Here is a 13,810-nt window from a genome sequence, read left to right as displayed (position 1 = left end):
GGTCAAGTGCTAATTGTAATTTCATGGATATGTCACTCCTTCTATATTGTTTGTTAGATTGATTGGATTGGTACAAGTTTCATTATAAGTCCTAATTTTCTGAAAACAAAGTACGCACTTTTTTATCACATGGTGTCGAAAAAGATACTGTAGAGGTTTATTTTCTCGATATTTGCATGCGATATTAAAGCGCTTTCATTTATTGATATACAACATCTCCGATTTAAAGCTGGTTTTTCTTTCAGCGAGATGCCGCTTTTTCTGTTTCCTGATCCAAAACGCTTTCTGTATAATCCTTCCCCCATATATACATAGACTCGAGAATGGGGATAAGCGTATGTCCTCGTTCAGTGAGTGAATATTCGACTTTGGGCGGTACGACAGGATATACTTCTCGATAAACAATGAGGTCTTCTTCTAACTCCCGAAGCTGGCTCACAAGCATTCTTTGAGTGATGGCAGGTATGAGCGCTTTCAATTCACCGAACCTCTTTGTTCCTTCTTTCCCTAAGTGCCACATAATCAACATTTTCCATTTTCCACCAATAATAGAAAGTGTTAATTCTTTTTCACAATTAAACGACTTTTCACGAGTATGGCTCATTCTTTATCCCCTCCCTTGATGTGAGTATACATGATAACAGTGTGCTTTTATATACTATATAACAAAAAAGTGCGTACTTACAAATAAAATGTTCAGATATTATACTAATGTTGAAACAAAGACACCTTTTAAAGTGAATATACGCTAGATTTATGCCGTACAACCCATTTATTTATGCTTTTATACACATGATAAACGTAACAGGAGGGAGATTATATGAACAGTGTATCAGTTAGCCCTTTCGAGGAAAGCGCTGCCAAGATGACCATGAATGTGGACTCTATGACCTTTGTTCTATTCGGTGCGACAGGTGATTTGGCAAAAAGAAAGATTTTTCCTGCTCTTTATAATTTATATCTTGATAATAAATTGCCACGGACATTTTCAGTCGTTGGTCTAGGGCGGAGAGCACTATCTAATGACACCTTTCAATCACACGTGGAGTCCTCAATTCGCACCTTTTCAAGACAGTTAGGTAGTTCAGATTTGGAAATGGAAACATTTATTCGTTCCTTCCAATACAGCTCCTTAGACGTCACAGACAGCGGAGGTTATGAACAGCTACTTGATCTCATTCAAAGCCGCGAAAAAGAATTGGATATTCCAGAAAACCGACTATTTTATTTATCGGTAGCCCCTGAATTTATTAACGTCATCACATCGAACATATCTAAAAGTGGGCTAGGTTCAGCCAAAGGATGGAAACGACTTTTGATTGAAAAGCCGTTTGGACATGATCTATCCTCCGCCCAACAGCTGAACGCCGTATTAAGCACTGCTTTTGAAGAAAAAGAAATTTATCGCATCGATCACTATCTTGGAAAACCAATGATCCAAAATCTAGAGACTTTGGAACTTGCTAATCCACTGCTACAAGCTGTTTGGAATAATCAATTTATCGCCAATGTTCAAATTACAGCGAGTGAAACAGTTGGGGTTGAAGAACGAGCCGGGTATTATGATCAGGCCGGAGCTATTCGTGATATGGTCCAAAATCATATGCTGCAAATTCTAATGATGACGGCCATGCATCTACCTAAACGATTCCTGTCAACTGAGGTTCAGCAGGAGAAAACAAAAGTGATGGCATCTGTCCGAGCTGTTTCTAAAAATGAAGCTGTTGCACACATTGTTCGTGGTCAATACGATTCAGGAGCGATTCAAGGAACACCTGTCATCGGCTACAAAGAAGAACCAGGGATTCCACAAACCTCAACGAATGATACGTTTGTAGCAGCTCGTTTGTGGATTGATGACCCATTTTGGCAAGATGTACCGTTCTACATACGTACAGGTAAGCGAATGAAGGAAAAGTCTACCCGTATTGTTATTGAATTCAAGAACCCATTAAAAGAGCTTTATTCAAAGCAACTTGAAGAAACCGTACCAAACCTATTAACGATTGAAATCAGTCCGAATGAGACGATTTCCTTACAATTAAATAACAAAAATCCATTGAATAACGGGAAAATTGAGCCTGTGACGATCGATTTTTCTGCTAACACTAACCATCAGCAGGTTCCGGAAGCCTATGAACAGATTTTACATGATGCATTGCGTGGTGACGCAACTTTCTTTGCACATTGGGAAGAAGTTGAGCTTTCATGGGCTTGGATTCAGCCATTATTAGAGGCATTCGAAGAAAATACTCTTCCTTTGCATACTTATGAAGCAGGATCAATGGGACCAGAAGCTTCTGATCAATTGGTAGAAGAGGATGGATTTAAATGGTGGTAATAACGCTTAAATAATTCAATAATCTATTCGTACTACAGCTTTAAAAATAATTTTTATATAGTTATTCACAGGAGGTCACTTAAGATGAAAATTGGTTTAATAGGATTAGGTAAAATGGGATTAAATCTCGGTATGAACCTTATTGATAATAAACATGAAGTAGCGGGTTTTGATTTAAACGAATCTGCTGTTCAAGAACTAGTAAGTTATGGCGCTGAAGGGACAACTAATTTGCAAGAGCTTGTAAGTAAATTAGAGTCTCCTCGCGTTTTGTGGATTATGGTTCCTCACCAAGTGGTAGACAAAGTATTAGGACAAGTAAAACCTTTGCTTCAAGAAGGAGATATTGTTATTGAAGCAGGAAACTCTCATTATAAAGAATCAATTCACCGATATAACGATTTTAAAGACGCTGGTGTTTATTACCTGGACGTTGGTACTTCTGGTGGTATGAGTGGAGCTCGTAATGGTGCTTGCTATATGGTCGGTGGCGATAAAGAGGCTTGGAATATTGTTGAGCCAATCTTCCGTGATACAGCAGTAGAAAACGGATATCTTTACACTGGAAAAGCCGGTTCTGGTCATTATACTAAAATGGTACATAACGGCATTGAATATGGTATGATGGCTGCTATTGGTGAAGGGTTTGAAGTCCTTGCAGAATCGCAATATGATTTTGATTATGAAGCTGTTGCAAAACTATGGAATAATGGTTCTGTAATCCGCTCATGGTTAATGGAACTCACTGAAGATGCTTTCTCTAAAGATGAGAAACTAGATGGAATTCGTGGTGTTATGCACTCTTCAGGCGAAGGGAAATGGACTATTGAAGAGGCACTTGATTTACAAGTTGCAACACCGGTTATTACAGCTAGTCTAATGAGCCGCTATACTTCTTTGAAAGGCGATAACACTTTCACAGGTAAAGTAGTCGCTGCACTTCGTAATGAGTTTGGCGGTCATGCTGTGGAAAAAAAGGCTGACAGCGTCACTAGCGGTGTGTAAAGATAGATTTTCCTCTTTGTCCAAGTAGATTATATTTTAACGCAATATATTTAGATTAAATAAAATATTCAATCTATAGGCAACAATAAAAAAAGATCGGGCAAAAGCCGATCTTTTTTTATTGTATAGACATGTTACTTTTATTCTTCTAATGACTGGCGATTTTCACACGACTCTTGCTTGCAATCAGAATAATAGACAGTTACTTTTTCTGTAGGCATAGTGTCAATAAGATCTCCACAATTTTTACAAATAATAGAACCTTTCGCTACATAATTTGACATTATTCCCCCAACCTTTCTATTTACTGTTTTTAATCATTCTAATACTTTACAAGCAATGGGCCATCTTTACCTAAATCACTCATGCAATTAAGACTTTCACTGAATTATATTCTTGACAGCGCTATCATTTCCTGATTTTCTAAATTCTCAACCATTGTAAACCATGATTTTGGTTTATTCGATAACACAGAATAATAACGTCTTAAAAACTTTACAACAAGCTCTGCTGGCATTTCATCTGTATCTTTGACCATAGGCATAAAACAAAGATCTAATTCTGTCACAGCTTCCCCATCATTGTTCCATGAAGGATGAACGTAAGAGAATTCAAGTCGTTTGTAACCAAGATGGGACAACACTTCGCGGCGCACATAAGGATTCATGGCTTTTACGCCTCCAAATTCATGGTCCTCTATGCGATAAGGATCGTAAATTTCAGCAAACATTCCTTGCAATTCCATGCCATTGTCCATAGCTACAGAGTTTAAATCATCTAATCTCTTACTAGCTAAAAATGCACCTACACCAAGTCCATCTTTTCCGATAATCGTAAAATCTGTCATAGCAACATTAAAGTCTTCATAATAACGATACTCTGTCGCTCCGACTACTTCTCCCCTATGAACGGCTACAAAGATGCGAATTCCAGGATCTTGCAAAGGTTCTTCCCACAATGAAAATTCTAATACTTCCTCCGGAGGAAAGACATCTTGCATAAGTTGGTGCATTTGTTTAAATAAAGGATCTTTTATATTCGTAATTCTATAATACTCCATTTTTTATCGTTCTCCTGTCTCTATTGATGAATAAAATGGATTTTTCCATTCCATAAGTGCGGCAAAATTGCATGATTCTTCGTCTTCAAGGTAGTTCTTAACCATTTGAACGGGTGTACGGCCACAGCGAAGTAAGAAAGTAATGACCGGATCACTCAATTCTCCTTTGACAACAGCATCAAGATATTCATCAGGCGTCATTTCATTCACCTTTTTATGATATCCTGGGACTCGTCCACCTCCCAGAAGCCGGTCTATTTTTTTTTGAATAACAATCTCATACATGGATTGCATCAGCCATTTTCCTAGTCCTAACTTACGATATAAAGGGCTAACTCCTATATCAACAACATAAAGCGTATTTCCCTTCGGATTATGGTTTCTAATATATCCATTATCCGTTATCTCTTCCCACGTATGTTCAGGATGGGCAGGATCAAAATCAACTAGTAACCCAGTCATTGAACCTGCAATTCTCCCATCGACTTCGATGCATAGAGCACCCTCCGGGAATAAAGAAACGTGGTTTTGCAATTGTTCAACGTTCCACCACAATTCTGATGGGAAAGGAGGTGGAAAACTTTCCTGTTGAACCCTGATTAATCCATCAAAGTCTGGTTCTTTGTAGTTTCGAATCACTGCTGGAATCGGACGATTTTGTTCAAATACGAAAAACTCTTTTCGATACACTGTATCCCCCCTTATTTGTATGCAGAGTCAGTGTTTATAAAAGGACTGACTTGATATTATATATTTTTAACTAGTTTTAATTATTAATTAAATAGACATACTTAACAAGTACACACTTTATTTTTACATAGTGTTAAAAAGTATACTTATATAAATAGTTAATCTACTCCTAGATAAACATAGACTGCTGATAATTAACTCAGCAGTCTGATTACTTTGTTATATTCATTTAATTATTCATACATACTTCATTTTTCTCTATTCATCTAGAGTGTAATTTTATCCATGATTGTTTTCATATTCTGTTATTTTACAGACTCTACTTTCGTGTCTGCCTCCTTCAAAAGGAGTTGTCAACCAGATTTCTGCAATAGAACGAGCTAATCCTGGACCAATGACACGTTCTCCCATCGCTAACATATTAGTATCATTATGTTCCCTTGTTGCTTTAGCGCTAAACATATCATGCACCAATGCACAACGAATTCCCTTTACTTTATTTGCTGCAATGCTCATCCCAATACCTGTCCCACAAATCAAAATGCCACGATCTACTTCACCACTCGCTACTTTCTCAGCTACTGGAACAGCATAGTCTGGGTAGTCAACAGATGTACTACATTCACACCCTAAATCCTCATATTCAATATTCATTTCTTCCAATAAGGCGATAATTTCTTGGCGAATATTTACTCCCCCGTGATCTGAGGCAATTGCTACTTTCATTTTTTTTCCTCCTTTTATACTACGATTGTGTATCCATCACAACATGACTCTTTACCATATTTTTCATTACTTTAACTCTAGTTAGCCAATTGCCTTTACATTATATAGAAAGGCTTCTTGCTAGATCATAAGTGGTCATATCAAGTGTACGCTTATACTGTAAAGCTTCCTCAAATGGCGTATGTACCAATTGTCCATTTCTTAATCCTACCATTACGCCTGCTATTCCATCAACAAGCAGATCCACAGCTTTTGCTCCCATTTGAGTGCTCATCATCCGGTCATAAGCACTTGGCGAGCCACCTCGTTGAAAATGCCCTAGGATCGTAACTTTTGTTTCAAATCCTGTTCTCTCTTCAATGACTTTTCCAATTTCGTCACCTTTTCCGACACCTTCAGCAACAACAATAATACTGTGCTTTTTGCCGCGCTTAGCGCCCCTTTGAACACGATCAATTACATCCTCTATATCATCTATCGCTTCTGGAATAATAATAGACTCTGCTCCAGCACACATACCTGCCCACAAAGCAATGTCTCCTGCATTTCTTCCCATAACCTCAATCACATACGTACGTTCATGAGAGGACGCCGTGTCACGAATTTTATCAATAGCATCCAGAGCTGTATTAACAGCGGTATCGAATCCAATTGTATAATCCGTTCCAGAGATGTCATTATCAATAGTGCCTGGTATCCCAATGGCCGCAACGCCTTGAGCATTTAATTTATTTGCCCCCTGAAAAGAACCATCTCCACCGACGACAATCAAACCAGATATTCCTGCATTTTTCAATTGTTCTATGGCTTTTTTCTGGCCTTCTTCTGTTCTGAACTCATCACATCGTGTACTTTGTAAAATAGTGCCTCCTCGATGGAGGATATCTCCCACACTTTTAAAATCCATTGGTATAAAGTCCCCAGCAATTAGACCTTTATAGCCGTTTTGCACCCCATACACATCTAAACCCTTAAAAATACCTCTTCTAACGACTGCTCGAATAGCAGTATTCATTCCTGGTGCATCTCCGCCACTCGTTAATACGGCAATTTTTTTCATCGCTAGTTTCCTCCATATTATATAAATCTCATGCGCTTACCATAATGGATTTAACATAAGGAAATGTTTAAAAGATTTCCGACAATGTTTAAACATACCTTAATATTTTGGTTAAAAAAGGGCAGGTTCACCTATTGGTGAAGTCTGCCCAAAATCCATACCAGCTTATTTATTAATTAAGCTATTTGAATTTGAATTCTAAGCCGTAAACGTTAGTATCGTTTGGCCCTTTCGTACTTAAATCAAATCGCTCATAATGCAACGAATTTTAACGTAATTTTTTAAAACGTTCAACCACATTTGCAACTGTAAAGCCGTATGCTTCAATGATCTTGTCATAAGGTGCCGAAGCGCCGAATTCATCAATAGCTAAGACGTCTCCGTCGTTACCAGCATACTTATTCCAGCCTAATGATGCACCCATTTCGATAGCAAGTCGTGCTGTTACATTTTTAGGAATAACCGATTCTTTATACTCAGCTGTTTGTTTTTCAAAACGATCCCAACTTGGCAAACTAACAACAGAAACGTGAATTCCTTCTTCTGCCAACGCTTCTTGTGCTTTAACAGCTAAAGTAACTTCAGAACCAGCGGCTAATAACAAGCCTTCAACATCGCCTTTTGCTTCTGAGATGACATATCCACCTTTACTAACGCCTGCATATGCTGTTTCAGCATCAACAAGTGTAGGTAAATCTTGGCGTGTAAGAACAAGAACTGTTGGTTGGTCTTTACTTTCTAGAGCAAGTTTCCAAGCCGCAGCCGTTTCATTTGCTTCAGCAGGACGAATAGTAGAAAGTCCAGGCATTGCTCGTAAAGAAGCTAAATGCTCGATTGGCTCATGCGTAGGACCATCCTCACCTACAGCAATACTATCATGTGTAAATACATACGTTACCGGTACCTTCATTAAAGCTGAAAGACGAATAGCTGGACGTAAATAATCAGAGAATACAAAGAATGTAGCTCCAAATACTTTTACTCCTCCGTGAAGAGCCATACCATTGAGTGCGGCACCCATTCCAAATTCACGAACACCAAACCAGATATTACGACCGCCATAGTTTTCAGCGCTGAAATCAGATTCACCTTTAAGGTATGTTTTATTTGAAGAAGATAAATCAGCTGATCCCCCAAATAACTGAGGAACATTTTGAGCAAGACCATTTAATACATCACCGCTGGAAGTACGAGTAGCAAGCGTGTCTTCTCCTACACGGTAATTTGGAACATTGGCATCCCAGTTTTCAGGAAGATCTCCACTTATTGCGATCTTTAATTCTTTTGCAGCATCCGGATGAAGTTTTTCGTATCGAGCGAACAATTCGTTCCACTCTTGTTCTTTTTTCTCAGATGCTTCTTTAAGTTCAGCAAAATATGATTTTACCTCTTCTGGAATATAGAAGTCTTCTTCATAATTCCATCCATAATGTTCTTTTACAAGTTTTATTTCGTCTTTACCTAAAGGTGAACCATGCGAATCAGACTTGCCACCTTTGTTTGGTGATCCATAACCGATTACTGTTCTAACCTCAATTAAAGTTGGCTGGTTTTCATTCGCTTTTGCTGCACTTAAAGCTTCTGCAACTGCTTTAGTATCATTTCCGTCCTCAACACGGAGTACTTGCCAACCGTATGCTTTAAAACGATCTTCAACGCTTTCACTAAATGACTTATTAAGTTCACCATCAAGTGAAATATCATTTGAATCATATAGTACAATTAAACGACCAAGCTGAAGATGACCTGCTAATGAAGCTGCTTCTGCAGATACTCCCTCCATTAGATCACCATCACCACAAATGCTGTATGTGTAATGATCTATGACATTTAAATCATCTACATTATACGTAGTAGCTAAATGTCTTTCAGCCATTGCCATCCCAACAGCCATTGAGATACCTTGACCAAGTGGTCCAGTTGTAGCATCAACACCCGCTGTATGTCCGAATTCAGGATGTCCTGGTGTTTTACTACCCCATTGACGGAATTGTTTTAACTCTTCCAATGATAAATCATGACCTGTCAAATGCAGCAAGCTGTATAGCAACATTGAGCCATGACCTGCAGATAACGTAAAACGGTCACGGTTAAACCAATTCGGATTACTAGGATTATAGTTCATGAACTGTGTCCATAGAGTGTGAGCCATTGGAGCAGCACCCATTGGCATACCCGGGTGACCGGAATTCGCTTTTTCAATTGCATCGATTGAAAGGGTTCTAATCGTATTAATAGACAGTTGTTCTACATTTACTTTTTGTTCAATCATCTTTTTTCCCCTATCTCTTCATAGATTACTTTTATTAATTAAGCTTTACCTGAAGAACCAAATTCACGCATTTTGCCACGAACTGTTTCTTTAATCGCATCGCGAGCTGGGCCGAGGAATTTACGTGGATCGTATACTTCACCATCGTTATTCAACACGTCACGAACAGCTTGAGTAGAAGAAATTTGGCTTTCTGTATTTACGTTAATTTTCGCTGATCCAAGCGAAATGGCTTTTTTAATGTCTTTTGTTGGGATACCTGTTCCACCATGTAGTACGAGAGGTACACCTGTTAGTTCCATTACTTCTTTCATACGATCAAATCCAAGGTTAGGTTCACCTTTATACGGGCCATGTACAGAACCTAATGCAGGTGCAAAACAGTCTACGCCTGTTTCACGAACCAATTGATCACACTCTGAAGGGATCGCATAAAATGCATCTGCTGCATCTACAGTAAGATCATCTTCTTGTCCGCCGATACGACCAAGTTCTGCTTCAACAGATACACCAACAGCATGTGCAATTTGGACAACACGTTTAGTAAGTTCGATATTTTCTTCAAGTGGATGATGAGAACCATCGATCATGACAGATGTAAATCCAGCATGGATAGCTTGTACACATTTTTCAAGGCTAGAGCCGTGATCAAGATGAATAGCTACAGGAACTGTTACATCGTATTCTTCCATCAATTCTTTTACCATTGTAACGATTAATTTAAAACCGCCCATGTAACGAGCAGCACCTTCAGATACTCCAAGAATAACTGGTGAGTTTTCTTCTTGTGCAGCTTGTAAAATCGCTTGAGTAAACTCAAGGTTATTAATGTTAAACTGTCCTACAGCATACCCTTCTTCTTTACCTTTAATTAACATTTCTTTCATTGATACTAATGGCATATGATTCTCTCCTTTTTATATGGTGCTTTTTTTATGTTTTTATATGACTCTTCTTTACGAGTGATACGCTTCAATGTATTGGTACTTTTCTGAGTTACCACTGACTGTTAAAAATGAGTGAGACTTTATTAAGCCATCACTTGGTTTTTGAATACCTTTTAATAATAATCCATCGGTAATACCTGTTCCGACAAACAAACAATCGTCAGATTTCACAATGTCATCTAGTGTTAACGCTTTTTCAGGATCTGTTATTCCCATTTTAACGCAGCGATCATATTCTTCTTGGTCTTGAGGAGCAAGTTTCCCTTGGAAGTCTCCTCCCATACTCTTCAATGCAGTCGCAGCGATAACCCCTTCTGGAGCGCCACCCATACCGACCAATATATCACCTTCAATGTGATCAATTGCAGTAGCGATGGAACCATTCACATCATTATCAGGAAACAACTTCACTTGAGCTCCCGCATCAAATACTTGTTTAATCAAATGATCATGCCGTGGTCTATCTTGTATCATCACTACTAAATCTTTTATGTCTTTACCTAAAGCTTTAGCAACTGATTTCATGTTTTCTGTTAAAGATGCATCTATGTTTATAGAGCCTTTTGCTTTTGGCCCGACCGCAATCTTATGCATATACATATCCGGCGCATGTAATAAACTACCTTTAGTGGAAACGGCAATAACTGTTAACGAATCATTTTGCCCTTTAGACATCATCGTTGTTCCTTCAACTGGATCAACCGCAATGTCTACTTCGGGACCTTTCTTCGTTCCAAGCTCTTCGCCAATATAAAGCATAGGGGCTTCATCCATTTCACCTTCACCAATGACAATCAAACCACTCATATCTATAAGGTTCATTTGATTGCGCATCGCTTCAGTTCCAGCACCATCTGCTTCAATCTTGTTTCCTTTTCCAATCCAAGGATAAGAAGCGATAGCTGCTTTCTGTGCGACAGTGAGAAAGTCCATAGCTAGTGATTGAACATCTTTTTCATAAACGAGACTACTTTTTAATTCATTCATCAGGTCACCTCCTGTTTAAGTGTTACTTGCGATCATTTACAATGTTTTCGAATCGAGTTTCCACCTGTACATGCATAGTATATCTTGTCGTTTACACATCTGTAAGTACGCACTTTGTCAACATATAGTGTTAAGAAGTATACTTTTGATTCAATTTTCCGAAAATTCATACTTAATATTAGCTGAAATAGTAGTTATTTAAAGGTTTAAGTCGATTTTTGCCTATTTTCAATTTTTTTTAAAAAAAATTGAAAGATCCGTATTTAATACACAAATTTCCCCGATATTTAATTTATGTATTTCAAAGAAAGATCCCACTATTCGGGAAAAGAAGGTTTATTTATTTGATTATTTATGTAAGCATAAGTTCAAACGGGCTAAGTACTCTGAATTTTTTTACTATTTTTAATGCTCCTAGTTCGATAGCTAAAATAAATATAATGAAAAAATGGAATGGCCCGTTATTACTGAACTAAGAAGCTAAAGCAGGGGATCTCTTCATATTCGCTCCCAACGCTCCTATGATTTTTGTTAGTGAGAGAGTTGATACGAAACGTATAGCACAGTAATATAATTATACTCTATCTAGAGTATAATTTTAACACATCGCTATCCAGCGAGGAAACAAGCCACAATAACTAAAGTAAATGCTTTTTATGCAAGCCTTTACAAGATAGTCAATGTTTTTACTTTTAAGAAAATTGGAGGATTTCATTTATGATTAAAATTGCACCTTCTATTCTTTCAGCGGACTTTGCGAAGCTTGGAGAAGACATAAAAGATGTTGAACTTGGCGGAGCTGATTATATTCATGTCGATGTTATGGACGGACATTTCGTCCCGAATATAACCATTGGCCCACTAATCGTCGATGCGATTAGACCAATTACTGAGTTACCTTTAGATGTACATTTAATGATCGAAAATCCGGATCAATACATTGATGCGTTTGCAAAAGCTGGGGCCGATATTATCACTGTGCACGTAGAAGCTTGTCCTCATCTACACAGAACGATTCAACTAATCAAATCAACAGGTGCAAAAGCTGGGGTCGTATTAAATCCACATACACCTGTTTCTACCATTCAACACATCTTAGAAGATATTGACATGGTATTACTTATGACAGTGAATCCAGGATTTGGTGGACAATCGTTTATTCATTCTGTTCTACCTAAAATCAGAGAAGTTGCTGATCTTGTAGCTGAGAAAAACTTAAATGTTGAAATTGAAATAGACGGTGGAGTAAATCCCGAAACAGCTAAGCTTTGTGTCGAAGCTGGGGCCAATGTTCTTGTAGCCGGTTCTGCGATTTATAATCAAAAAGATCGTGCTGAAGCTATTCAAGCCATTAGAAACAGCGTGAAATCAGCTACAATTTAACTTTCTGTTTATTGCCAGTGAATCAGCAAATTCCTATGATGAGTCCACTGGCCTATTCTAAATAGTATACTCTTTTCTATGATGCATGCTAATCATGTTATCAAACTCGCCAAGTGTCTTTTTCCTAAAAGCCTTGGCTTTTTCTTCAATTACGGTATAAATAAAAAGAACTTTGATTGGACAAAACAATGGCTTATTGCAAGATCATTGTATTTTATCCAATTAGTGTATTTGATTTTTAAAAATAGTGATCCTATAAATATTATTTCCCTCCTTTAAAACGGTCAGACTTTACTTGATTTGCAACACTTTTACAGAGCCATGTTTAATTAACCGTTTATCCTACATCTTTCAATTTCCACCTGTACAGCTTCTCAATATAGAATGTATAATACCCTTCTAGAAGCACACCCCTACCAAAAAATGGCTGAATTAGTTATATAGGTAATTAAACATCTTTGGAAATGGAAGTGATAATAGTGATAGAGCTTTGTGGCAAGTCTTATAACTGCGAAAAAGAATTAACCCTTTCTGTTATAGGAGGGAAATGGAAGATGCTGATTTTATGGCACTTGGGCAAAGAAGAAAAGAAACGTTTTAATGAACTGAGATCTCTTATGCCAGGTATCTCTCCTAGAATGCTTGTCAGTCAATTGCGCGAGTTAGAAGATAATTTTATCGTGCATCGTGAAGTGTATGCTGTCGTCCCGCCTAAAGTGGAATACTCGCTTACGGATCAAGGCAAAAGTTTAATGCCTATTTTGGAGGCTATGTATAGCTGGGGGAAAGATTATATGGAGACGGCCAATACTGTAAAAACAAGATAAATAAAAATCACATACCATATTAACTTTAGAGGGGATTATTGACTTTGTTAAAAGTAAATATGTTGCCATTCTTAATAAAAAAGCTAACAAAGGTTTTATTAAGCAAATTAAATATGCCTCATAACCGTGTGTGGAATCACTAATGACGACTCGTACACACGGTTTTTTTTATTCAAATCTATTCTCCTAAGAATATATGAATACATTTTTGTATGTTTAAAATACATCATCCCCTTCACACAAAAACGTCCTTCCTGTTTATCTAAAATTTCAAATCTAAAAGTATATTTTTTATCACTATATGCTATAAAAGTGCGTACTTTGTTTTCTGAAGATTAGCACTTATAATGATTCTTGTACCAAAACCAATCAAAAACCGACAAACTATTAGAAGGAGTGACATATCCATGAAATTACAATTAGCACTTGACCTAGTCAACATTCCAGAAGGTATCGCAGTAGTGAAAGAAGTAGAACAATTCGATGATGTCGTTGAAATCGGCACACCAGTT

Annotated in this window: 13 protein-coding genes and 1 pseudogene; 5 read left to right on the top strand and 9 right to left on the bottom strand. The window is 37.6% G+C overall.

What is annotated here, in order from left to right; genetic code table 11:
* Positions 1 to 241: 241 nt before the first annotated feature.
* Positions 242 to 604, bottom strand: a complete 363-nt coding sequence (gene hxlR / locus BLL40_RS16380) for a transcriptional activator HxlR (RefSeq protein WP_073712920.1) — start codon at positions 602 to 604, stop codon at positions 242 to 244.
* Between the two features lie 216 nt (positions 605 to 820).
* Between hxlR and zwf the strand changes: the two genes are divergently transcribed.
* On the top strand, positions 821 to 2,341 hold the full coding sequence (gene zwf, locus BLL40_RS16375) for a glucose-6-phosphate dehydrogenase (RefSeq protein ID WP_245797985.1): 1,521 nt from the start codon (positions 821 to 823) through the stop codon (positions 2,339 to 2,341).
* A gap of 84 nt (positions 2,342 to 2,425) precedes the next feature.
* On the top strand, positions 2,426 to 3,346 hold the full coding sequence (gene gnd, locus BLL40_RS16370) for a phosphogluconate dehydrogenase (NAD(+)-dependent, decarboxylating) (RefSeq protein WP_073712919.1): 921 nt from the start codon (positions 2,426 to 2,428) through the stop codon (positions 3,344 to 3,346).
* 140 nt (positions 3,347 to 3,486) lie between these two features.
* Here gnd and BLL40_RS18095 read toward each other — a convergent pair whose 3' ends face one another.
* The 8 genes from BLL40_RS18095 to glpX form a co-directional block, all read right to left on the bottom strand.
* Positions 3,487 to 3,630, bottom strand: a complete 144-nt coding sequence (locus tag BLL40_RS18095) for a GapA-binding peptide SR1P (RefSeq protein WP_083566603.1) — start codon at positions 3,628 to 3,630, stop codon at positions 3,487 to 3,489.
* 104 nt (positions 3,631 to 3,734) lie between these two features.
* A complete protein-coding gene (locus BLL40_RS16360; RefSeq protein WP_073712918.1) occupies positions 3,735 to 4,406 on the bottom strand; it encodes a GNAT family acetyltransferase in 672 nt (223 codons plus the stop codon).
* 3 nt (positions 4,407 to 4,409) lie between these two features.
* Positions 4,410 to 5,096, bottom strand: coding sequence for a GNAT family N-acetyltransferase (locus BLL40_RS16355; protein WP_073712917.1), 687 nt, complete (start codon positions 5,094 to 5,096; stop codon positions 4,410 to 4,412).
* A 279-nt stretch (positions 5,097 to 5,375) separates the two neighbouring features.
* Entirely contained in the window at positions 5,376 to 5,822 is a 447-nt protein-coding gene (gene rpiB, locus BLL40_RS16350) for a ribose 5-phosphate isomerase B (protein ID WP_073712916.1), read from the bottom strand.
* A gap of 100 nt (positions 5,823 to 5,922) precedes the next feature.
* A complete protein-coding gene (gene pfkA / locus BLL40_RS16345; RefSeq protein WP_073712915.1) occupies positions 5,923 to 6,882 on the bottom strand; it encodes a 6-phosphofructokinase in 960 nt (319 codons plus the stop codon).
* A 268-nt stretch (positions 6,883 to 7,150) separates the two neighbouring features.
* Positions 7,151 to 9,154: a transketolase gene (gene tkt / locus BLL40_RS16340; protein WP_073712914.1), complete on the bottom strand. Its 2,004-nt coding sequence runs from the start codon at positions 9,152 to 9,154 to the stop codon at positions 7,151 to 7,153.
* A gap of 38 nt (positions 9,155 to 9,192) precedes the next feature.
* On the bottom strand, positions 9,193 to 10,056 hold the full coding sequence (gene fba / locus BLL40_RS16335; RefSeq protein ID WP_073712913.1) for a class II fructose-1,6-bisphosphate aldolase: 864 nt from the start codon (positions 10,054 to 10,056) through the stop codon (positions 9,193 to 9,195).
* Positions 10,057 to 10,110: 54 nt separating this feature from the next.
* Positions 10,111 to 11,088, bottom strand: a complete 978-nt coding sequence (glpX, locus tag BLL40_RS16330) for a class II fructose-bisphosphatase (protein ID WP_073712912.1) — start codon at positions 11,086 to 11,088, stop codon at positions 10,111 to 10,113.
* 717 nt (positions 11,089 to 11,805) lie between these two features.
* On the opposite strand from glpX, the gene rpe reads away from it, so the two are divergent.
* The 3 genes and pseudogenes from rpe to BLL40_RS17025 all read left to right on the top strand — a co-directional run.
* Complete coding sequence (gene rpe / locus BLL40_RS16325) at positions 11,806 to 12,471, top strand: ribulose-phosphate 3-epimerase (protein ID WP_073712911.1); 666 nt, start codon at positions 11,806 to 11,808, stop codon at positions 12,469 to 12,471.
* A 464-nt stretch (positions 12,472 to 12,935) separates the two neighbouring features.
* Positions 12,936 to 13,298, top strand: coding sequence for a winged helix-turn-helix transcriptional regulator (locus BLL40_RS16320; protein WP_026221864.1), 363 nt, complete (start codon positions 12,936 to 12,938; stop codon positions 13,296 to 13,298).
* Between the two features lie 407 nt (positions 13,299 to 13,705).
* Positions 13,706 to 13,810: pseudogene (locus BLL40_RS17025) on the top strand (3-hexulose-6-phosphate synthase); the annotation flags it as partial.

The organism is Domibacillus mangrovi (assembly GCF_001906925.1).
Lineage (GTDB): Bacteria > Bacillota > Bacilli > Bacillales > Domibacillaceae > Domibacillus > Domibacillus mangrovi.
The sequence above is the reverse complement of the archived record's forward strand: the minus strand, read 5'-3'. Positions and strand labels throughout refer to the sequence as shown.